Annotated in this window: 21 protein-coding genes; 10 read left to right on the forward strand and 11 right to left on the reverse strand. The window is 52.3% G+C overall.

Annotated elements, in window-relative coordinates; all coding sequences use genetic code 11:
- Positions 1-2: 2 nt before the first annotated feature.
- From rsxD to add, 5 genes are all read right to left on the reverse strand, one after another.
- Complete coding sequence (gene rsxD, locus HA49_RS03490) at positions 3-1061, reverse strand: electron transport complex subunit RsxD (protein WP_038020561.1); 1059 nt, start codon at positions 1059-1061, stop codon at positions 3-5.
- Positions 1062-3131, reverse strand: coding sequence for an electron transport complex subunit RsxC (gene rsxC / locus HA49_RS03495; protein WP_046791656.1), 2070 nt, complete (start codon positions 3129-3131; stop codon positions 1062-1064). It abuts the gene before it with no gap.
- Positions 3124-3702, reverse strand: coding sequence for an electron transport complex subunit RsxB (rsxB, locus tag HA49_RS03500; RefSeq protein WP_038020562.1), 579 nt, complete (start codon positions 3700-3702; stop codon positions 3124-3126). The genes rsxC and rsxB overlap by 8 nt, the downstream gene beginning before the upstream one ends.
- Positions 3702-4283 carry an electron transport complex subunit RsxA gene (gene rsxA / locus HA49_RS03505; RefSeq protein WP_038020563.1) on the reverse strand — a complete coding sequence of 194 codons (582 nt, stop codon included), beginning with the start codon at positions 4281-4283 and terminating at the stop codon, positions 3702-3704. Before rsxA ends, rsxB begins: the two co-directional genes overlap by 1 nt.
- Positions 4284-4469: 186 nt before the next feature.
- The gene (gene add / locus HA49_RS03510) at positions 4470-5468 is read right to left on the reverse strand and encodes an adenosine deaminase (protein ID WP_038020564.1); all 999 of its coding nucleotides are present in this window, start codon (positions 5466-5468) and stop codon (positions 4470-4472) included.
- A gap of 230 nt (positions 5469-5698) precedes the next feature.
- Between add and HA49_RS03515 the strand changes: the two genes are divergently transcribed.
- Positions 5699-5947, forward strand: a complete 249-nt coding sequence (locus HA49_RS03515) for a hypothetical protein (RefSeq protein ID WP_038020565.1) — start codon at positions 5699-5701, stop codon at positions 5945-5947.
- A gap of 235 nt (positions 5948-6182) precedes the next feature.
- Here HA49_RS03515 and HA49_RS03520 read toward each other — a convergent pair whose 3' ends face one another.
- On the reverse strand, positions 6183-7676 hold the full coding sequence (locus HA49_RS03520; protein WP_038020882.1) for a YdgA family protein: 1494 nt from the start codon (positions 7674-7676) through the stop codon (positions 6183-6185).
- A 429-nt stretch (positions 7677-8105) separates the two neighbouring features.
- Here HA49_RS03520 and fumC point away from each other — a divergent pair, with 429 nt between their 5' ends.
- Positions 8106-9503: a class II fumarate hydratase gene (gene fumC, locus HA49_RS03525; RefSeq protein ID WP_038020566.1), complete on the forward strand. Its 1398-nt coding sequence runs from the start codon at positions 8106-8108 to the stop codon at positions 9501-9503.
- A 27-nt stretch (positions 9504-9530) separates the two neighbouring features.
- On the opposite strand, the gene tus is transcribed toward fumC, so the two are convergent.
- Positions 9531-10448: a DNA replication terminus site-binding protein gene (gene tus, locus HA49_RS03530; protein WP_038020567.1), complete on the reverse strand. Its 918-nt coding sequence runs from the start codon at positions 10446-10448 to the stop codon at positions 9531-9533.
- A 220-nt stretch (positions 10449-10668) separates the two neighbouring features.
- Here tus and HA49_RS03535 point away from each other — a divergent pair, with 220 nt between their 5' ends.
- The 5 genes from HA49_RS03535 (at position 10669) to HA49_RS20765 (ending at position 13901) form a co-directional block, all read left to right on the forward strand.
- On the forward strand, positions 10669-11607 hold the full coding sequence (locus tag HA49_RS03535) for an ROK family protein (protein ID WP_038020883.1): 939 nt from the start codon (positions 10669-10671) through the stop codon (positions 11605-11607).
- A gap of 180 nt (positions 11608-11787) precedes the next feature.
- A complete protein-coding gene (locus tag HA49_RS03540; protein WP_084706355.1) occupies positions 11788-12291 on the forward strand; it encodes an RrF2 family transcriptional regulator in 504 nt (167 codons plus the stop codon).
- Between the two features lie 218 nt (positions 12292-12509).
- Complete coding sequence (locus HA49_RS03545; protein WP_038020568.1) at positions 12510-12857, forward strand: helix-turn-helix domain-containing protein; 348 nt, start codon at positions 12510-12512, stop codon at positions 12855-12857.
- Between the two features lie 200 nt (positions 12858-13057).
- On the forward strand, positions 13058-13552 hold the full coding sequence (locus HA49_RS03550; RefSeq protein ID WP_038020569.1) for a ribonuclease domain-containing protein: 495 nt from the start codon (positions 13058-13060) through the stop codon (positions 13550-13552).
- Between the two features lies 1 nt (position 13553).
- Positions 13554-13901, forward strand: a complete 348-nt coding sequence (locus tag HA49_RS20765) for a barstar family protein (RefSeq protein WP_072055910.1) — start codon at positions 13554-13556, stop codon at positions 13899-13901.
- Here the strand turns inward: HA49_RS20765 and HA49_RS03560 are convergent.
- The 4 genes from HA49_RS03560 to HA49_RS03575 all read right to left on the reverse strand — a co-directional run bounded on the left by HA49_RS03560 (position 13807) and on the right by HA49_RS03575 (position 20567).
- Complete coding sequence (locus HA49_RS03560) at positions 13807-16797, reverse strand: virulence factor SrfB (protein WP_038020571.1); 2991 nt, start codon at positions 16795-16797, stop codon at positions 13807-13809. The genes HA49_RS20765 and HA49_RS03560 overlap by 95 nt on opposite strands.
- Positions 16797-18029 (reverse strand): SrfA family protein, encoded by a 1233-nt coding sequence (locus HA49_RS03565; RefSeq protein ID WP_038020572.1) that lies wholly within the window; start codon positions 18027-18029, stop codon positions 16797-16799. Before HA49_RS03565 ends, HA49_RS03560 begins: the two co-directional genes overlap by 1 nt.
- A 232-nt stretch (positions 18030-18261) precedes the next feature.
- Entirely contained in the window at positions 18262-19179 is a 918-nt protein-coding gene (locus HA49_RS03570; RefSeq protein ID WP_038020573.1) for a DMT family transporter, read from the reverse strand.
- 212 nt (positions 19180-19391) lie between these two features.
- On the reverse strand, positions 19392-20567 hold the full coding sequence (locus tag HA49_RS03575; RefSeq protein WP_038020574.1) for a benzoate/H(+) symporter BenE family transporter: 1176 nt from the start codon (positions 20565-20567) through the stop codon (positions 19392-19394).
- Between the two features lie 93 nt (positions 20568-20660).
- Here HA49_RS03575 and HA49_RS03580 point away from each other — a divergent pair, with 93 nt between their 5' ends.
- The 3 genes from HA49_RS03580 (at position 20661) to HA49_RS03590 (ending at position 22942) form a co-directional block, all read left to right on the forward strand.
- Positions 20661-21215, forward strand: a complete 555-nt coding sequence (locus tag HA49_RS03580; protein WP_038020575.1) for a helix-turn-helix domain-containing protein — start codon at positions 20661-20663, stop codon at positions 21213-21215.
- Between the two features lie 114 nt (positions 21216-21329).
- The gene (locus HA49_RS03585; protein ID WP_038020576.1) at positions 21330-21881 is read left to right on the forward strand and encodes an isochorismatase family protein; all 552 of its coding nucleotides are present in this window, start codon (positions 21330-21332) and stop codon (positions 21879-21881) included.
- Positions 21882-21886: 5 nt separating this feature from the next.
- Positions 21887-22942 (forward strand): AbrB family transcriptional regulator, encoded by a 1056-nt coding sequence (locus HA49_RS03590; protein WP_046791657.1) that lies wholly within the window; start codon positions 21887-21889, stop codon positions 22940-22942.
- Positions 22943-22955 lie beyond the last annotated feature (13 nt).

Below are 22955 nucleotides of genomic sequence, written 5' to 3' on the forward strand. Positions count from 1 at the left end.
GGTTATTCCTTACGATGGCCATACACCCGCGGTTGAGTGTAGTAATCAATTAACGGGACACAAATATTTGCCAGCAATACTGCGAAGGCGACACCATCCGGATAACCACCGAAACTCCGGATAAGCCAGGTCAGCATTCCAATTAATGCCCCATAGATTAGTCGGCCTTTATCGGTGGTAGAGGCCGAAATAGGGTCGGTAGCGATGAAGAACGCGCCAAGCATGGTACCCCCGGAGAACAGATGCATCATCGGAGGTGCGAGGCTACCTGGGGACAACCACCAGCCAAGACAGGCGCAGAACGCCAGCGCAACCAGATAACTCACCGGGATCTGCCAGCGGATAGTGCGGGTCGCCAGCATAAACAGACCACCCGCCAGGAAGCCGACATTGATCCACTGCCAGCCTTGCCCGGCGATAATGCCATGAAAAATAGGCTGTTCCAGTAACTGTGCCGCACTATGGCCGGCGCGCAGACCGGTTTTAAATCCATCCAAAGGAGTTGCCTGGCTGATTCCATCCACACCAATTTGCAGGGCCTGCATCGACAGGCCGCCACTGGTATGGGCCGTAAATATCATGCTCAGACTATCGCCTAAACCCGGCTTTACGGATTGCAAGGCCTCGGGTGGCAACCAGCTGGTCATCTGAACAGGAAACGAAATCAGTAATACGACATAACCCACCATGGCTGGGTTAAAGGGGTTCTGGCCCAGCCCGCCATACAGTTGTTTGGCGATAATAATGGAAAACGCGGTACCCAGTACAATAAGCCACCAGGGAGCCAGCGGGGGCAGGCTGACGCCAAGCAGCAGGGCGGTCAGTAGGGCGGAATTATCTGCCAGCACCGGTAACACCGGTTGGCGTCGCAGACGTAATACTAAGCCTTCCGCTATCCAGGCGGTCAGAGCGGCAAGGGCAACCTGAATCAGGTTACCGTAACCAAAGAAATACCATTGTGCTGCCAGACCAGGAATGGCTGCCAATAATACCAGGGTCATAATCCGGTTGGTACTGCGCCGGTTATGGGTATAAGGAGAACTTGATATACGAAAAGCCATTTATTCCTCAGATGTCGTATTCTGCAACACAGGCGTCGCGGGGTGTCGTTTTTCTGAATGAGTTGCCGGAGTGACTATTGTGCTGACATTCTGGCCTGCTTTTTTGGCTTTGGCCCGGGCAATAGCCGCAGCGATAGCGGCTTTACGTGGGTCGACCTCTGATTCACTGATAACCGGAGCTTGTTTTTCAACGGGTTCACTCACCGGGTCGGTCTGAGCGGCTTTTTTGGCTTTAGCCCGGGCAATGGCCGCTGCCACCGCCGCTTTACGCGGATCCTGTTCGTTATCAACGGTAGCCGGTACCGGTTCACTCACCGGGTCGGTCTGAGCGGCTTTTTTGGCTTTAGCCCGGGCAATGGCCGCTGCCACCGCCGCTTTACGCGGATCCTGTTCGCTATCAACGGCAGCCGGTACCGGTTCACTCACCGGGTCGGTCTGAGCGGCTTTCTCCGCCTGGCGTGCTCTGGCCTGAGCTTTTCTGGCTTCCCGCTGGGCAATAACCGCACTGTTGTCGGGGACTGCACCTGCTTTGACTTCGACTGCCTCACCCGCATCAGCAGATTTGGCTTTTACCCGGGCTATGGCTGCACTAATTTCATTCGATTCACTGGCAGAGACCCGACGTTTAGCTGCTGCATGTTTAGCTTCACGCGCCTGTTTTTCGCGTTCCAGACGCTGCTGGCGGGCTTCAAAACGAGCTTTAGCTTCAGCGGTACGCTGTGCTTCAAGATCAATTTGCTGCAACTCCGCCTTTTCCTGACGGTAATACTGTACCAGCGGAATGTTACTGGGGCAGACATAGGCACAGGCACCGCATTCAATGCAGTCATTCAGGTGATAAGCGCGGGCTTTATCATGATCGCCCCCCTGGCAATACCAGTACAGTTGTTGTGGCAATAACCCAGCTGGGCAAGCATCGGCACAGGCACTGCACCGGATACAGGACTGCTCTGATTCGTTATTGCCCATTTCTGAGGCGGAAGGTGCCAGTAGACAGTTAGTGATTTTCACCATCGGAACATCAAGAGATGGCAGGGTAAAGCCCATCAGTGGCCCTCCCATAATCACCAGTTGCTGCTCAGTGGCTGAAAATCCACCTTGTTGAAGCAGATGACTGACCGGGGTACCGATGCGTCCCCACACGTTACGGGGACGGGCCATGGCTTCACCGGTCAGGGTGACGACTCGCTCAGTCAGGGGTTCTCCGTCAATGACCGCCCGTTTTACGGCAAACGCCGTACCTACGTTCTGCATCAATACACCAATATCTGCAGATCGCCCACCGTGTGGGACTTCCAGACCGGTAAGAATCCGGGTCAGCTGTTTAGCACCTCCGGAAGGGTACTTGGTGGGGATCACGCGGACTATCAGGTCAGTGTCTTTTCCCAGCGACTGTTTCAGGCTGCGGATAGCTTCCGGTTTGTTATCCTCGATACCAATCAATACCTGGTCTGCACGAAGCAACCAGCCGAGTATCCGGCATCCGGTGAGAATTTCGTCGGCATAATCCTGCATCAGCCGGTCATCGGCGGTAATGTAGGGTTCGCATTCAGCAGCATTAATAATCAGGGTCTTAATCCCCTGTAATCCGCCATTCAGTTTGGTGGCTGTCGGGAACCCGGCACCACCCAGTCCGGCGACTCCCGCGTCGTGGATCAGTCGGATAATGTCACGACGGTCATGCTGCTGATAGTCTGCTACTGGCTGACGTTCAATCCATCGATCTTCACCATCAGGGCGAATAAAAATACAGGCTTCAGAAAGCCCGGAGGGGTGAGCGGTAATATGTGGAGCAATAGCCGTCACTGTTCCGGAGGTCGGAGCATGGACCGGTAACATCCGACCCCGGCCAAACGTCAACGGCTGACCACGCAGCACTTTATCGCCCGGCTGAACCAGGACTTCGCCTTCCTGGCCTAAGTGTTGCTTTAACGGAATAATAAACTGTGCCGGTAATGGCAGTTCTGCCAGCGGGGTACCGTTAGACTGGGTTTTCATCTCCGGCGGGTGAATGCCCCCTTTGAAGTCCCAAATCTTTTCGCTACGAAAACGAGAAAACAGATTAAGCATGATGTTCTACCGGAATAACACGGACAGGAATGGTGTTTAAATCCCATTTCCAGTTAGCGGTGGTGGTTGCCACGGGGCGCATTTCTATGCAGTCCGTCGGGCAGGGGGCGACACATAAATCACAGCCTGTGCACAAATCCGTCAGCACAGTGTGCATCGCCCGGGTGGAACCGACAATTGCATCTACCGGACAGGCCTGAATACACTTGGTACAGCCAATACAGTTCGCTTCGTCTATCCAGGCAACCTTGCGTTCAGGGGCTTTAGCTTCTTCATCGCCGTCAATAGGCTGCGGTTCCACATTCAGCAGTGCTGCCAGTTTCAGCATGGTCTGCTCACCGCCTGGTGCACATTTATTGATCATTTCACCATGATTACCCACCGCATCAGCATAAGGACGGCAGCCCGGGTAACCACATTGCCCACACTGGCTTTGTGGCAGTAATTCATCTATTTGTTCAACAATCGGGTCTTCTTCAACTTTAAAACGGCGTGAAGCGTAGCCCAGCAGAGCGCCAAACACCAGGCCGAGAATACTTAGTGAAACAATAGCAATCCAGATAGCGGTCATCAGAATTTCACCAGCCCCGTAAAGCCCATAAATGCCAGCGCCATCAGGCCTGCAGTCACCAATGCAATGGATGAACCTTTAAACGGGGCCGGGACATTCGCCAACACCAGACGTTCGCGGATACCGGCAAACAGTACCATGACCAGAGAGAACCCGAGCGAGGCGCTGAATCCAAACAGTGCAGCCTGCAGAAAGGTCTGTTTCAGGTTAACACTGAGTAGTGGCACACCCAGCACCGCGCAGTTAGTGGTAATCAGTGGCAGGAAGATACCGAGCAACCGATACAGCGACGGGCTGGTTTTGCGTACGACCATCTCGGTAAACTGAACCGTCACGGCGATCACCAGGATATACGCCATGGTTCTCAGATAGACAAGATCCAGCGGCACCAGGATAAGATGATTCACCAGCCACGCACAGATGGAAGCCAGTGTGATTACAAATGTGGTTGCCAGACCCATCCCGATAGCGGTTTCCAGCTTTTTGGAAACACCCATGAAAGGGCAGAGGCCTAGAAACTTTACCAGCACAAAGTTATTTACTAATACTGTGCCAACAAAGAGTAATAGATAGTCAGTCATTGTCATGCCATGGGGGTTGAAAGGTCGTATTATCAGGGATTAGACCCTGCATAACAACCATGCCGGTTTTTTTGTCGCGGGGTTTAGCACTCAGAATTAAATTTGATGGACGGAAAATGGTCAGGATGGCTGAAAACCGGCCAGTCAGTCAGAACTCTCAACTGTAACTGCGGCCGGTCATTCCGGTTAACCGCTGACTTTCTGGCGTAAGGCCTGTTTTTCGGCCTGGCTGAGAAACGCCATGTACAAACCGTTTTCCTGTGCCTGATGAATTTCATCGGCAGTCAGCCCGGCGGCAGGGGCGGCAACCAGGTATTCATAAGGTAACTCTATGCCCTGAACCGCGGGGTCATCGGTATTAAGACTGGCCATCACGCCATGTTGAAGAAATCGTTTCAGTGGATGAGCCTGTAACGATGACACGGTACTGGTCTGAATATTTGAAGTCAGGCAGGATTCAATCCCAATACCGTATTCCGCCATATAATCCATTAGCGCCGGATCTTCGATAGCTTTAACACCATGTCCAATACGTTCTGCACCCAGTTCACGAATAGCCTGCCAGATACTTTCCGGACCAGCCGCTTCGCCGGCATGGACGGTTACCCGAAAACCGGCATCCCGGGCTTTATTGAAATGACTCAGGAACTGGCTGCCAGGGAAACCCAGTTCATCACCGGCCAGATCGACCGCAGTGATGTTATCACGGTGTTCCAGTAATGCGTCCAGTTCCTGCAGGCAGGCAGACTCACCAAAAGTCCGGCTCATAATACCAATCAGATTCACTTTCACGTCGTACTTCCCGCATCCCTGGCGAACACCTTCAATCACGGCTTCTACAACCCCGGCGACGGGTAACTGATGTGTCATGGCCATATAACCCGGGGAGAATCGTAATTCAGCATAGTGAATACCCGCCGCCGCAAGATCGGCAACATTTTCCAGTGCAACACGCCGGCAGGCGTCCAGCGACCCCAGAACTTTAACCCCCCAGTCCAGTTTCTGCAAAAAGCTGACCAGGTCTGGCTCAGTTGTCATGACCTGTACATGCGGCAGCAGAGAAGAAAGATCACTGGCCGGCAGGGCAATATTAAATTCTCTGCCCAGCTCAAGAATGGTCTGTGCACGGATATTACCGTCGAGGTGCCGGTGGAGGTCAGTAAGGGGGAAAGTGGTATTGATCATCGCGCACTCATTAATTCTAAAAAAAGTGCGTAACAGTATAAAAATATCCTGGGGTAAAACACCAGTATTTTACCCGTCATTAGAACCTTAAAAATGGCCAGGTGGATGATTAAACTGATTTTTTATTTTTTATAACCTTTATAACGCTAGGGTTTTTACGATTAACAAATTCGATTGAATGGATAAATGTTTCGCAATATGATGTACGAAGTCAAACGGGAGTCAGCAAAATGTTAACAGATTATCTAAAAATTGAAGAAGGTGACCAGCTTAAGCATGCTCACCGCGTACAGCATAAAAATCGTGGTCAGGAAGAAGTAAATCAGTGGATTATTGTCGGAAGAGATGGTCAGCATAAAGGTACTGTAGATCTTTCTGATAAACTGAATTGTCGTCGTTCATACTCAGCAAATTACCGGGTCACTCAGCGCGACCAGCATGGGCGGATTGTGGTTGATCGTTTAACCGACAGTTTGTAATTTTGCCTGGATTGTCGTTAACATTAGCATTCCCCGGGTATCTGCGTCCGTTGTCTGGTTTCAGAGCTAAACCGCAATACTGAAGATTAACAATAAACTTTCACACTGTATTGCCAGAAACCGCAGGACGCAGTTGCCGGAATAAGCGAACCTTCAGGGGTTCGTTTTTTTTTGCAGTCATCCAGATTAAAAGGGCGCTGCAAAGCAGCGCCCCTGGCATGGCGGTGACAGGCGATTACTGAGTTCCTTCACCTTGCAATAGCGGGATATATTGTTGGATAAACTGGTCGAGTGGGATTTTATCGCCGTTTACCGATACATCACCCTGTGCGTAATGCACTTCACTGACGATATCCTGATCGTTAACTTTAGTCAGACGAAACATCTGACCCATCGCCGCCAGACCTTTAATCTGCTGCTCAGCAGATTTTTGCGCATCCTCTGCACTGTAACCCTGAGTCTGAGCGATTACCGATACCAGTTGCTGCGCCATCGGCATATTGATTGACAGAGTCGCGTTCAAATCTTTCATATAACTGTCAGCCACCTGACCCAAAGACTGCGGCGCCGTGGTCACGGTTGACGGATCATTAAAATCAGCTTTCAGAGAAAAACTGCTTTCGCCTTTGCTGTTCTTCAGGGTGAGTGAATCGACAGATATCACCGGAGCGCCTTTAAGTAACAGTGGCAGGTTCTGCAATATGGCTGCATTAACAGACTGTTGCATCTGCTGCGGGTCCTGTTGGCTACCTGAGGCTACCTCAGCGAGGTTCTGTTTTACCACCTGGTTGTAATTGTCATAAAACTGTTTTACTGACAGGGTATCAAAATTGCTTAATGTGACAGATAACGCCGCGCTGCCCAGGGATTGCTGTTTCAGTTGCAGATCATCCACGTTATAGCTGAGCTTGCCGTCGGTTTTACCTTGTTTGTCATCAAATGTAGTATCGATAGTCGCCCCTTTCAGTGAGACGGCAGGTTGGGCATTGACTTTGGTATCCAGTGAGGTCAGCGTCATCTTCTGACTACCCAGACGTAATCCTTCGGCGGTCAGGTGAGTATCACCGGAGAAATTCAGCCCGTTCAGGGCCATTTCAACAGGAAGTTTCTGGTCATTGGTAAAATTCAGCAGCAGATTACCAATCACCGCATTAAAAGTGATGTGGTTCTGTTCACCATCAGCCGCGATATCAATCACCGACGGCTGGCTGGTCACTTTGCCGGTATCGTCCGCATAATGCAGCGGCAGAATATTCAGCCGGGTATCGGTGGACTTACTGTAACCCAGTCGGGTATCTGCGGTGACAGGTGACTGCCCACCGGAAAGATCAAACAGACCTTTCAACGTATCATTATTCACCAGTTCAGAGTGTACAGAAGCCGCGGCTGGCAGCAGATTAAATCGTTTCAGTTGTGACAGCGGAAACGGACCATGATCGATAGTTTCATTCAGGATGACAGATTTACCCGGGGGCAACAGGCTGTCAGCAGTGGCGTCTGAAGAACCCTGTAACACCAGTTGTAAGTCTGAACTGAAGATATGGCGCTGGTAATTTTGTTTACTGAGTTGCAGGTGGCTGCCGGGATAATTTTTGGCAATCATCTGATTTGCCTGATCAATCATTTGATCAATATTCGATTCGACTTGTTTACCGGTGAACCATGACGCGCCGGTCCAGACTACACCCAGTGCAATAACTACACCCAGGGCAACATTGGCTTTTTTCATCTTTGAGTTGTCCTTGTATCTCTTATCAGTAACCGCCGGCAGTGTTCGGGCCGCAAGTACCGGCGAAGGCAGAGGTAACATTTGCCGGTCATTATCGTCTGTGCCGCCTGCCGTTGCTACAGACGGTTCAGTATTCACGGAAAAAACGTTAAACACCCAAAAGATAACACTGTTTTGTCAATAAACCGAACAGAAGATGGCAGGTATTTGCCATTATTTACGCAGAAAAAACTGTGCAGGGTGACAGAAAGGGTAGCTCGTAGGGTCAGGCAGAATTAAAAACGGTAAATGATGCTAAATGAGAATGCATTCCAGTTAGGGGCGGAGCATAATGTTAAAATATTGTATCATTTCAAAACGCCGGTCGCTGACCTATGCAGGTGACAGGTACCGGTCTGTTTATCACGACAATCGTCAGGAGAAAGTGAAATGGCAGTTCATCGTATCGAAAAGGATTCTATGGGGCCGATTGAAGTTCCGGCCGATAAACTGTGGGGGGCTCAGACCCAACGCTCGCTGGAGCATTTTCGAATTTCGACAGAAAAAATGCCGGTGGCACTGATAGACGCATTGGCCATTACCAAACGAGCGGCTGCAGTGGTAAATCAGCAACTGGGGTTGTTACCTGAACAGCGTAGCCAGGCCATTATCCAGGCCGCAGACGAAGTGCTGGACGGAAAACATGCCACCGAATTTCCTCTGGCCATCTGGCAAACCGGCTCAGGTACTCAGACCAATATGAATATGAATGAAGTACTGGCGAACCGTGCGAGTGAAATTCTTGGCGGAGAGCGCGGCATGCAGCGTCTGGTACATCCTAATGATGATGTTAACAAGAGCCAGAGTTCCAACGATGTTTTCCCGACCGCTATGCATGTCGCCGCCGTGATTGCTCTGCGTGAACACCTTATTCCACAACTTTATTCACTCAGCAGTGTACTGAGCGAAAAATCCCGGGCGTTTAACGATATTGTTAAAATTGGTCGTACTCATTTACAGGATGCAACGCCGCTGACACTGGGCCAGGAAATTTCTGGCTGGGTCGCCATGTTGCAGCATAACCTTCGCCATCTGGAGCAGAGCATTCCTCACCTGGCCGAGTTGGCGTTGGGGGGAACGGCGGTGGGTACCGGCCTGAATACTCATCCGGAATATGCAGTACGGGTTGCTGCCGAACTGGCAGATTACACCGGACAACCTTTTGTCACGGCACCGAATAAATTTGAAGCCCTGTCTGGATGTGATGCACTGGTTCATGCTCATGGTTCACTGAAAGGCCTTTCCGCATCACTGATGAAAATTGCCAATGACGTCCGCTGGCTGGCTTCTGGTCCTCGTTGTGGAATTGGTGAACTGTCGATTCCTGAAAATGAGCCAGGCAGTTCAATCATGCCAGGCAAAGTTAACCCGACTCAATGTGAAGCCCTGACCATGGTCTGTTGTCAGGTGATTGGCAATGACGTTGCAGTGAATATCGGCGGGGCTTCCGGTAATTTCGAGCTGAATGTCTACCGGCCAATGATTATCGATAACTTCCTGCAATCGGTAAGGCTGCTGTCTGATGGTATGGACAGCTTTAACCACCATTGTGCTGCGGGGATTGAACCCAATCGTCAACGGATCAGCCAGCTACTCAATGAGTCGTTGATGCTGGTGACGGCACTGAATACCCATATCGGTTACGATAAAGCCGCCGAAATTGCCAAAACCGCCCATAAACAGGGATTAACGCTGAAAGATGCTGCATTAAAACTGGGCTATCTGACCGCCGACCAGTTCGACCAATGGGTAAGGCCAGAGGATATGGTTGGCAGTATGAAACAGTAATTCAGTTTACCCGCAGGTTTAGGTTTCTCATAAGGCCTGCCATAGCCATAACCGGGGGATAATCAGACTCATGGGTCTGGCCTCAGGTTTGTAACGGTAATTGATATTCTGTTGATCATAATCAGACAGTTCGCCGGTGACCGGAATTTGGTTATCCGGACTGAAAAAAATTAACGGCGTCGGGCAGGGGAGCTGGCGCTGTTTTTTTTGCTGCGTATCCCATATCCGGGCGACGGGCTGAACCTTGACCGGACGTTTAATCTTTAATACAGCATCTGCCGGCAGGGCGGTAATCATCTCCAGTTCCTCGGTGACTTTCTCAGCCCATTGCTCGCGGGTCCAGGGGGCACGGGCCCGCCCGGCACTCAGGCTTTTCTCAAGCTGGCGACAGATGTCGTCACGACTCACATTCTTAATAATGTGTTTGTTGGCCCAGCCAAAATGGACCGACGCGGGTGCCGGTAACAGGGTCACTGAACGGTAGGCATTAAGGGTAATCAGACCGGGGAAATGCTGATGAACAAACGGAAACCGTGCTTCAGAAGAAAGTCCGGAGTCCCGGGTAATCAGTTTTTCCAGCAATTTTTTAAGCTGGTTAATTTCCTGAACCCACTCTTCAGCCTTCTGGAAACTGCCGGCATCCGCTTTCAGACATAGCATTCCTGGTAGCCGTACCGCCGAACGGGTACTGACAGTTTCTGACTGCTGCTGCATAAACAGCCGGCTGAAATGTTCGAGGGAGAGTTTCAGGGCGGCTTCTCCCGTAATCTGCCGGACAGATATCCGTTCCACAGCCTGTTGCTCATCCCCCTTCATCACCGGAGGCAGGGCGAAGACTCTGGCCGACAGTAACGGCAATTGCTGCAATTGTTGTGATAACTGGCCGAGAAGCCATTCCATTCGGTCAATGCATTCACGCATTTCAGAGACCAGAGTATAGCGCATACAATGCTCCTGGCAGACAAACTAGTTACAACATACTATATTCCGGTGACAAAAAGCCAGTCCTGGCAACGGTGCAATATAATTTCTGGCAGCGGCTGTGGCTAATGCCGTGAATTGCCTGTCTGGCGGGTCAATCCTTTGTCAAATCAGCATGTTCCCGCGATTAAAAAGATTTTATACTGTTACGGTAATGAAACAGGGCAGTCAGTGGGGTTGGACAATGAATACAGCAGTAATGTGCTTTGATATTGGCGGTTCTTTTATTAAAAGTGCGGTGATGACGGCTGATGATCACCTGCATCACACCGGCAGTCTGCCCATGCCGGTCAGCGACTGGGATGCCTTTGGCCGGGCGTTACAACAACTATTGAGCGTGGCGGCTCCCTTACTGGAGGAGGATTCACCGGTTGCTATCTCCGCCGCCGGAGTGGTCGATAATGATACCGACCGGATTCTTGCCGGAAATATTCCTGCATTTAATGGCCATCGGGTCACGGCGGAATTATCCGCGCTGCTTAAGCGGCGGGTAGTGATTGCCAATGATGCCGACTGTTTCACGTTGGCAGAAGCCTGCCTCGGCAGCGGGCAGGGAACTTCTTTAGTTTTGGGGATTATTCTGGGAAGCGGCGTCGGTGGCGGACTGATATTTAAGCAACAAATTATCCGCGGCACCGGAGGCCTGACCGGAGAATGGGGACACGGACCTGTTACACGGACTGAATTCATCTGGCAGGGCCGGCAGATCCATCTGCCAAGATTAAATTGTGGCTGCGGACAGCAAGGTTGTCTGGACACACTTGGGGCAGCCCGCGGCCTGGAGCGAATCTGGCAACACTGTTTTTCAGAAACCAAAGACAGCCGTTCGATAATCGATGCGTGGCACAGTGGAGATCCCGCGGCACAGCAGGTCATCTGGTTATGGAGCCAACTGGTCAGTGATGTGCTTTCTGTGGTGGTGAATACCCTGGGGCCAGGTAAAGTTGTGGCCGGTGGTGGGTTGGCTTCGGATGCGAAGCTGATAGCGTTGCTGGACGGTGAGGTCAGGGCAAAAATACTCCGTCACTGCAATGCGCCGTTGATTGTGCCAGCCACCTGGCATCAGCAGGGCGGATTGATGGGGGCCGCCATGCTGGGACGGAACCCGGACTCATCAGGGTAAAATTTATCCGGCAACACTATTGATTCACTGAGTGGCGGAGGTGGGTAGTAAGAAAGATGAGAGGAGTTAACCTTACTTGCGGTCGGGGGTGCGGCTGGCTTCTCACTCCGGGGATTTTTTGTTAGGATATCGGGGTCAGATGTTGTTTGTTACCGGATTTTACCTCTCAGAGGAACGTAAATGTTAGATTATCGCTTTCCTACAGCACTACAGATGGTTCTCAGTGTTGCTATGGCAGAGCAACTGGGTAAACGCTCTACCAGTGCAATTCTTGCTCAGGGCCTGGAATCTAATCCCAGTTTAATCCGTAAACTGATGGTACCACTGACCCGTGACGGTATTATTGCAACGACTCTCGGTCGTACCGGATCGATTCACCTTGGTCGCCCGGCGGCGGGTATCTCATTACGTGATATTTACCTGGCCGTCACCGAAGAGAAAAAATTACTTAACTCTCGTCCGGACGTAAAAAAACCTTGCTGTATTGTCAGCGCGAATGTGTGCTGGTACTTCAAATCACTGGCCGAAGAGGCCGAACAGGCTTCCCTGAACGTGCTTGCGACCCGTTCAGTGGCTGATGCGCTGGCCGATATTACCGACAGAGCCGCTCAGCAAACCTCATCCACCGATGATACCGATACGACCTGTGGAGAGATTTCTTCCGAACAGACAGGGCACGCATAGTATAAAAGCCCGATGCTGGTGCTTCGGCACCAGCGCAAACCCATTCTGAATTCTTCTTTTTCCCCTGGATTCTCTGGTTCATTTTGTCGTCAGTGTAATTCCCTACAACGGGTAAGGCATTTAATGTATCAATAATGTTTGCATTTAATCGGAAATTGGCGCAACATTTAATGCAACTGCAACAGATACTATTTCTTTTAGTCCGGATGGAGAGACCAATGAACAATGCCTTTTTCCATGATTTAATCAGCTGGATTGATAATCATATTGAGAGTCGCCTGAACCTTGATCTGGTGGCTGAGCGGGCAGGGTATTCTAAATGGCATTTACAACGTATGTTCAAAGAACATACCGGATATGCGCTGGGTGAGTACATCCGCAAGAAAAAACTGGAAAAATCTGCGGCCCGACTGACAACCACGGATGAACCTATCCTGAGTGTGGCTATCGCGATGGGTTTTGACTCACAGCAGTCGTTTAACCGCAGTTTTAAGCGTGAATTTGGTATGGCTCCGGGGACTTGGCGTCGTTCATCCGGTGATCCGGTACAGCCGACCCTGCACTGATAACCGAATTGTCTGATGGCCATAACTTATCTTATGGCCACCGGACAGACAGCTTGTTGTGATGCTTTTCGCCATCACCACCGCGCCGTAAACGGGTATTTCTTTGTTGGCCCGCAGGGAATAGTATGACGGTCTCTGATCCACACTGTCAGAAAGCCAAAAAACAGGTATAGTAAATTCGCTTATCTAAGGAATTTATTATGTCGAAAAAACTTTGGGGCGCGTTAATCATCGCCCTGATTGCCAGCTGGCTTGGAATTAAACCTTCACTCACTGGTTCTCACTACTCCAACGGACATTCTACCGGATATTCTTCCTCTGCCCCCCCACGTTCTTCCGGAACGAATCAATCCACTGCAGATATTACTGAGCTGACCTCTGCAGATCAGGTTGCCGCATGGATACACCAGCATCACCGTCTTCCGGACTTTTATCTGACCAAAGGAGAGGCTCGCAGAGAGGGGTGGAATCCGTCCCGTGCCAATTTGTGCGACGTGCTGCCGGGCAAGGCGATTGGTGGCGATCACTTCTCTAACCGTGAAGGCCGACTGCCTGATGCCAGCGGACGACGCTGGTTTGAGGCTGATGTAAACTATCAGTGCGGACACCGTAATGCAGATCGTTTGCTTTACTCTTCAGACGGGCTGGTGTTTCTGACCACCGATCATTACCGGACTTTCAAAAGGATCCCCTGAGATGCTGACTGTGGTTTTTGATTTCCGGAAAATTCATCAGGAGTCCCGGTTCTACCAGCAACTGCTGGAACAAACCAGTGGACCTGACAGCTTTGGGTATAATCTCGATGCCCTGTGGGACTGGCTGACCGGCGGGATGACGCTGCCAGCGGTACTGGAGCTGAATCATCTGCCGGCCTTTCCTCAGGCTATGATCAGGCGAATTTTGCCGGTATTAGTTCAGGCGGCAGAGGAGCTGCCGGGACAACTCTACCTCAGTTTTGACGGAGAACCTCAACCTTCGGCGGAATGGCAGCAATGGCTGGCGGTGAGGGAGACCGGTTCTGATCCAGGGACTCAGTCACGGTAATACGCCCGTCATCAGTCCAGTACGCCGGAAATTGCTGACCGTGAGTAGCCAGAGTGTTCAGTCTGATCCCGACAAGACTAATGGGTAATTTGTTCTGTTGGCTGTCGGTGACTTGCGTCACGACCGGCAGCCTGCTGAACTGGCCGTCGTTATCGGCCTGCCAGCACAAATTCACGGTCACTCCGTCATCGCATCCATGCTCAACCTGTTGTTGCGGTTCAATAAGCAGGGTAAACAATGGACTGGCAGGTAACTGGTCATCCTGGCTGGTGCGATAGCCCAGTGACAGCCTGAGTTGTAAAAATACGCTGAAAATGAAGCTGGCCCCCGCAGTAATGATGGGGGGGAGCTGCAACACAACCTGCGAGGCAGGTAACGATAAATCAGCGTTTATCAGCCCCAGCTCACAGATAATGTTTGCCGGTCGTAACTGTCCGGCCACAAGGTAGCGCGGATAAAACCGCTGGCTGCGGGTTAGCTGGTGAATCAATGCACCTGTGACTGCGCTGCATTTTCCGTCGGCCAGTTCGCCATCACGACAAAATGGCATACTTTCGCTGGCCGTCATGCCTCCCAGGGTAATGATATGGCTGTCCGGCAAGGGCGAATGACGGGTCAATAAACGGTGGATGGCAGGAAGCGCTGCACTTTTACCACTGATTAGCAGCACATCCGGGTGCAGGTCAGTGACGTTGTCACAAATCTTCTGCAGTAATTTCCCCGCTCTGAAGTTATTTGAGCTGAAAAAGGCATCGATATCCTGATGAGTGACAGACAAAGGCATCGCCAGTAGCTGACATTCAGCGTCAGAGCCTGAAATTTCCGCTACCCTTACCGAAAAGTAGTCAATGACCTGATATTCAGGAATTGCGGGTAACCAGTCGAGGGCGGTTCTCTGCGGGACGTCCTGATCATCACTGTCGGAAGCTGACTGCTGTGAAAATGCCAGAATGCTGATGGCTAACGGCCGGAAAAACTGCCGGGCAAACTGCTGTCGCCATGGAGTGTCTCCCTCACAACTGGCACCCGGAGTGAATAACTGGCGGATAATGGCCCAACTCCGCTCAAATCCCTGGCGTGTCAGATGGTGCTCTAAGGCCGGCAGCAGGAAACTTTTAATCATGTCATACAGTAAATCCTCTCCTGCCAGCGGATAACCGGCCCGGTACAGCAGCCCGGGTCGCAATGCCACAGGAACCGGTGTTGCCGTGGCCACCGGCAGATAATCGGTGACCGACACATCCGTCGTGCCACCGCCGATATCAATCAGTGCAATCCGTAGCCCGTTGGGTGGAAGTCTGCCTTCTGGCCGTTGCCAGCGGTTCAGTAGGTGGGTGCAAGGGTCGCCGGTGACTGGCGTCCCGTATAGCTGCTGATAAAGCCAGGTCAGCTGACCGCAGCTGGCTTCATCAACATCGGCACGAACCCGGGGCAGTTGCCGCCAGTAATCAGTAACGGTACGCCGGCCTGAGGCATCGGTACTGTAGGTCATCGACTGCCTGATTAATGCCAGTGCCTGGCGAGTCAGCGTTAGTACTTTCTGTTTTTCCGCGGCACTCATGGCCGCCGGAAGAGTCATCACCACAGAATGAAGTTGCCGCGGAGCCGAATATTCAGGCATCAACTGGCGATGGTGATGGCTGTTCATCTGGCAAAAGGCCTGGCATATCAGCTCGCAAATCATAAACATCAGGAGACTGCTGCGCGGATAACTGGCATGTAAAACCGGAAATTGCTGTTCCCGGGCCAGTTCGCACAGGGTTTCGGCCTGGTCATTAATCAGTAGGGTAAAAGCAGAGACGACCGCCGGAGCAGGTTCGTCATCACCGCTGGCGGGATAATACCAGCGCCTTGCTGGTGTAGTGTCATCCCACAGGTAACGACGTGGGCTGCTGACACCCTGCATTCCTTCACTGCGGTTAAGTTCCCGTGTCAGCCGCTCAGCCTCATCACCGGTTCTGACCAGCGATGGCCAGAGAAACGCAGAGGAACGGCCACTGGCCACCGAACAGTCACGTATATCCAGAGGACAAGGGGCAAAGGCGACATTGCTGCTGAACAGTAAACTGCCTTCTTTGCCTGGCATCGATAAATCACGGAGCATTAACTCGCGACTGTGCAGCAGGGGGTTATCATCCGTTTGATGTTGTTCACTGATAATGCCACAACTGTGGCTATTACCCAGATCGAGAAACAGACTGACGCTGACAGGTTGAATAGTTTCATCAGCTGGTAACAGGGTAATTTCGTGACAGGGTAACGTACTGGCAATCACTTCCAACAAATTCAGGTAGTGAGCCTGATAAGTGAAACGAGCAGAAGTGGCTCTGTCGTCTGTCGCCTGACGACTGAAGGCCAAAGAAATCCAGTCATTGAGCCAGCGATGCTCCAGAAAAGAGGCAATTTGTATTGTCTGCCAACCCGGTATAAAGCGTTGACCATCATCACAATCACTGTGATCTGGCTGTAAATGCCGGGTCTGAGTGCCACCGGTGGTGGTATCGAAAGCCAGTGTCAGTGTCCGGGGGCTATCGTCAGAAGTGCATGGAGAGATGAAGACCCTCGCCCAGTTATCAGGACCGCTGTCGCACAGTTCTTCCGGTGAAAGCCGCAGGAAGGGCACGGGTAACCAGTGGCCGGCATAAACTTCAAGACTGTCATACAGCGGATACTGATATTCAGGCCTGACAATTTCATCATCACCTTCACCGGCAGAAGGCAGTCGAAACGATCCCGGCAACTTATCAGGCACGGCGTGTACCAGTGGCCCGCTGGCTTTACTGCGCACAAAGTAACGCAGCGGGTTGTCTGTTGTCTTTGCAATAGTCCAGTCGAGAAACTGGATGCCGCTGTTAGCCAGCAGTGAATAGCGTTGGTTTTTCAGGGTGGGATGCATCACCGGCCTCCTGCGGCTGAGAGTATGACTGTCTGCCCGGGAGGAACGGCATCGGCAGTCGTTGAACATTGAGTACCTGTGGCGCTCAGGGTGCAGTTAACGGGTGGCACACGGATGCGGCTGCCATCCTGACAGGACGCTGTGTAGCGGCTGCGGAGGGCCAGTGTTCCTGAAGGTAAAAATCCGCTGCGGCTGTCGGCTTTGCAATGTCCTTGCTTTGGAAGATCAAACCGTACTTCGCCTCGTCCTTGCTTAAAGCGGAACAGCAGTAGCTGCGAATTTCCCTCCGGGCCCGGGATAATCGCTCGCCAGTCACCATCCATCACTCTGACATCCCCCATTTTTACCGAGCTGGCAGACAGTTGCAGACGATGTTCCGCCGGGGGCGACTTCACTGCCGACGGTGGGGGGGACGCTGGCGGTTGCAGGGTCGATAGCTGTAGAGGTAACCGGATATCAGGCAGTATTTTACGTGACGTTGTCACCTTTATTTTCTCTACAGGTGTGGCGCTGACCTTGGTGGGGAGCTGCTGCGATGTATAAAGATAATCCCCGAAAAAATAGCCGGCGGTAATGACCAGTAAGGCTCCGACAATCAGGGCCGTCGCCAGCCAGAGTAATGTCTGTGGCGATTTTATCGTCTGTGCATCAGAGGGTAATCGCAGCTGGTTATCGGGTACCGGCATAAACAGAGATGATGGCTGCTGAGCAGACTCAGGATTATCCGCGGGAGGCAGCTGTGACGATAATGCAGCCAACGACCTTTCAGTAAGCTGACGACCGGAAAGATGGCAATCGGTAAGTCGGTAGCTCCAGAAAGTAATCACCGGTACATTGTTGATCAGGTAAATTGCCTCCTCCCCGGGAAAACTGGTCATCTTGTCCAGTAGCCGGGAAAAAAAGGCGCCGGCGGGAGTATGACTCGCCTGGCAATGTTCGGACAACTGTTCAATCGCAGTAAATGCCTGTTCCAGCACCAGTAAGGCCTGTTGTTTCTGCTGCACGTCTGCCTCAGTCCAGACGGTTATCTCGCCCCGGAGTGGGCTATACCACTGAAGATCATGCTGAGGATGAATACGCAGAGGAACAGCAAAACAATCGGCAATGTCGCTCATACCGCGCAGGCACAGCAGGGCATGGATCTGCTCACTGTAATCAGTCACCGGCAGCCCACGCACTCCCAGAGCCCGTAACCCTGCCACAGTATGCCCGGTGAGAAATGTTTGTATCATCTGAAAGCCTCAAACCGAAAGCCGGCAGAAAGACCGGCGACCGGGAAGAGATACTACTCACAAGCAGGCCTCAGATAACGACAAATTAACCGGCAAAACCGGTGGCTAACCCGTGGATAGTGGCCGGTAGCGAGCTGTTACAGAGGGACAGTCAGCGTTTTACTGCTACAGACCGCGGTGGAAAAACTGCCGTAGAGACGGAAAGAGTTTCTCTGCGATCCGTCCGGCCGGGTTACATCGGCGAATCAGCAGGACGCTTACGACGGGGTAGCCTTGGGCGAATTTCACTGACAATAACCCCGGTGACTATCAGTGCGGCTCCGGTGATTGCCAGTCCCGGCAGTACATCGCCGGCTATCCGGCCAAATACACCCGCCCAGACCGGCTCACCGGCATAAATAATTGTGGCTTTGGTGGGGGATACTGACTTTTGAGCCCAGTTCATGGTGAGCTGAATAACAGCACTGGCCGCAGCAAGCGAGACACCACAGATAAACCAGTACCAGGAGAAGGCGGGTAACTGTTCGCCGGTCAGTGGCATCGAAGCGAACGAGAGAAGCCCCGCAGCAAACAACTGTACGACTGTCACGCGTCGAATATCTACCTGACCGGCAAATTTACTGATCAGAATAATCTCGCTGGCGATGGCCAGTGCACTAAATAAGGTCGCAATTTCCCCCCGGCTCAGGCTGGCTGTACCAGTTCCGGCACCGGATAACAATACCAGGCCGCTAAAGGCCAGTAATACCCCGAGCCAGCTCATCAGATGCGGGGCACGTTTAAGTATCAGCCATTGCAGCAGCGGAACCATAGGTACATAGAGTGCGGTGATAAACCCGGACAAACTTCCCGGGATAGTCTGTAAACCCCAGGTCTGTAAACCATACCCCAGGCATATGGCGGTACCTATCGCGACACCAGCAACAAACTCCCGCAAAGTTAGTCCTGGCAGATAACGGCGAAAAGCCAGCGCACTAAACAGACCTGCGATGACAAAGCGAAATCCGACAAAAAAGAACGGTGGTGCATATTCCACCGCAAGATGTACGGTAAGAAAAGTCCCGCCCCAGACCATCGTGACGATAATCAGGGCGATTTCCTGGCGGGAGATGTTAAGTATGCCGTGTGAACGGTGCTCTGAATTGTTCATGTTTAAACAGAAACCTGTAGGGTACGACTTTTGGGCACTGTGCCACGACTGCCGGACTGAAACTGGTCAGCGATAATACCAGGTTGTCGCAGGCAGGAATACTGATTTACTCAGGTTACCCGGGTAAATATTCCTTTTCGGGTCAACGAAAATCATAGTCTGACGTTCAGCAACCCTGCCTGCCGTGGCCTGTCGGCAGGGGATAAAAGAGGTTAGGTTTTGCGTTGGCTGAGCAGCAAATGGCAAAAAATACCGCCAACCATCCCCCAGAATGCTGAACCAATTCCAAACAGAGTCAGTCCGGACGCGGTGATCAGGAAAGTGACGATAGCGGTATCACGTTCGCCAGGGTGCTCAAGGCTGCGTTGCAGGCTGACCGAAAGAGTGGTCAGCAATGCCAGACCGGCAATAGTATGAATAAATACCGGCGGCAGGGCACTGAATAACAGGGCAATGGCTGCACCGAACACGCCGGTAATCAGATAAAAAATACCGGCAATTGCCGCGGCCATCCAACGTTTTTCCGGTTGTGGGTGAACATCTTCCCCCATACAAATCGCGGCAGTAATGGCTGCGATACACACCGAAAACCCACCGAACGGTGACAATAACAGGGCAACACCGCCGGTTGCGGTGGTCACCTTTGACACCGGGACGTCGTAGCCGTGAGCTTTGAGGGTGGCAATCCCCGGGGCATTTTGCGAGGCCATACTGACCAGAAAATAGGGGATCCCGACACCGAGTAACAGCGAAAGGTTGAATGACGGCGTGATAAACACCGGAGGTGACCAGGCCCAGTGAACTTCAGACAGTTGGCTGTTTCCCTGCCAGGCCACTATCAGTAAACCCGCCAGCAGAGTGTAAAATACTGCATAACGTGGCTGCAGACGTCTGGCCAGCAGATAACAGACGCACATCGTCAGGCAGAGTGGCAGATCCTGGCTCAGGCCGCTGAAGGCCTGCAAACCGAAATGCAACAGAATTCCGGCCAGCATAGCGGAGGCGATGGAAACCGGAATGTAACGCATCAGTCGGGCAAACAACCCGGTGATACCACAGATGACAATCAGCAGGTTAGTGAAAACAAAAATGCCTATGGTTTCGGAAATAGTGGCTCCGGACAGACTGGTGGCCAGCATCGCGGCACCCGGCGTAGACCAGGCGGTCAGTACCGGCATGCGGTAACGCACGGAAAGCCAGAATGAGGTAATACCCATACCAAATCCCAACATTCCCAGCCAGCTACCGGTAAGTTGCGTGTCTGCTCCTGCCGCACTGGCCGCCTGGAAGATAATGGCGGCAGAACTGGTATATCCGACCAGAACGGCTACCATGCCGGAAATGACCATGGGCAGTGTGATCTGCCGTATGTCGGAACGAAATGACATCCGCTAAACTCCAATGTAACAAATGGCGCACAACATAGCATCGTGCGTTATAACGCACAAGTGACACCGGCAGCATCTTATCAGGGAGCGTGTATGAAAACTGTCGAAGCATTTCTGGCGACAGCATTGAAAGAGATTCGTCAACAGCGGCAACTGAGTCTGGCGCAGTGTGCCGTGCAAACCGGAGTGAGTAAAGCCATGCTCGGTCAGATAGAGCGCTGCGAGTCCAGCCCGACGGTGGCGACGCTGTGGAAAATTGCCAGCGGGTTGAAATTACCCTTCTCGTGGTTTATTCCGGGGACGGCAGTGCCTGCCACGTCCCGGACGACCCCGGAGACTCAACAGATGCAGGCCCGGCCATTGTTGCCCTATGATCCGAAACTGGCGTTTGATCTGCTGGCGGTGACACTGCCGGGAGGAGCATCCAGTCACTCTTCGCCCCATGTCGCTGGAGTGACTGAACAGGTGATAATAATTTCTGGTACATTATTGTTGATCTGTGAAAATACTCAGCAACGGTTGTCGCCCGGTCAGGCTTACCAGTTTGCCGGTGACCAGCCCCACAGCTATATCAACCCCGGCACGGAACTCTGCTGCTTTCACAGCCTGATACATTATCCACGTCCGTCCGAACCTGAGGTTGAGTAAACTGAGCCCACCGCCGCATGGCCGACAGGGTGTGGCGCATCAAAAACAGTGAATGATAATATTACCGCCTGTTTGCGGTGACTAAGAATCCGTTGGTTAACTAAGGAGATATCAATGTCCGTCACTCTGCTGGATGAAAATGTAGCGCTGATTGTGATCGATTTACAGAAAGGCATTGTTGCATTACCCCTAATGGACTCCCCACAGCAGGTGATACACCGGGCGGGAGAACTGATCAGTGCTTTCCGTAAACGTCAGAAACCGGTGGTCCTGGTGAATGTACAGGGAGGCGCACCTGGACGGAATGAGTTGCCAAAACACAACGCCGAACTGCCTTCTGACTGGAGTGATCTGATTGCTGAAGTGGTGCCACAGCCTGACGACTGGCGGGTGACTAAACGCAGTTGGGGGGCTTTTGCCCATACAACTCTGGATGAACAACTTCGTGCTGCCGGGGTGACACAGGTCGTTATCTGTGGCATTGCCACCAGTATTGGGGTGGAGTCTACCGCCCGTCAGGCTTATGAGCTGGGTTATAATGTCTGCCTGGTGACAGACGCCATGCTGGATCTGAATGCTGAAGCGCATCACAACAGCCTGACCCGGATTTTCCCACGACTCGGGGAATCGGCAACCACAGCTCAACTGCTGCAGTTGCTGGCGTGACCGGCATGCAGCAAACACAACCCGGGCCGCCGGGGGGAGTTCGTTGGCTGTTTTTAATGGTTTGTTCGGGAGTGGCCTTCGCCTTTCTTGAGTATTTCCATTTACCCGCCGCACTGCTACTGGGACCGATGTTTGCAGCGATTGTTTTCTCGGCAACCCGCCATCCGGTTCGGCTGCCAAAAACTGCGCAGCAACTCGCTCAGGCTGTGGTGGGAACCATGATTGCCCGGGCCATGCCGGCCAGTGTGTTTACTGAAATGCAACATAACTGGCCATTGTTTATCCTGAGTGTGGTGAGTGTTATTGCCGCCAGTACACTATTGGGCTGGCTACTGGCAAAGCTGAATGTGTTGCCGGGGAGTACTGCTTTGTGGGGGTCGTCACCCGGGGCGGCAACAGTGATGACGTTAATGGCGGGGGATTTTGGTGCGGATACCCGGCTGGTCGCGTTTATGCAATACCTGCGGGTGTTGATGGTGGCACTGCTGGCAACTCTGGTCAGTCACTATTTCAGCATCGGGGCGGGGCAGAAAATTCCGCCACTGGTGCTGTTTCCGGCCATTAATTATCCGGCATTTCTGATGACGATAGCGGTGATCCTGGCCTGTACTCTGCTGGCCAGAGTGGTTCGTATTCCTGCGGGACCCATGTTGATTAGCCTGATTGCTGGCTGCCTGCTACAGAATTTCTGGGGTTTGAAGATAGAGCTGCCATTATGGTTTCTGGCACTGGCCTATGCCGTTATTGGCTGGAGCATTGGCCTGCGTTTTACCGCGGATATCCTGCGTTATGCACTACATGCGTTACCTGGGATTTTATTGTCAGTCAGTACATTGCTGGCAATATGTTGTGGTTTTGCGTGGCTGCTGGTGCATTATGCCGGGATTGACCCGCTGACTGCGTACCTGGCGACCAGTCCCGGCGGTGCCGATTCGGTGGCGATAATCGCTTCCTCAACCCATGTCGATCAGCCTTTTGTCATGTCGATGCAAACCGGTCGTTTTATTGTGGTACTGATTATGGGTCCTGCGATGTCACGACTGGTGGTGCGCTGGCTTTAGGGCAACCCCCGGA

This window comes from Tatumella morbirosei (assembly GCF_000757425.2).
GTDB lineage: Bacteria > Pseudomonadota > Gammaproteobacteria > Enterobacterales > Enterobacteriaceae > Tatumella > Tatumella morbirosei.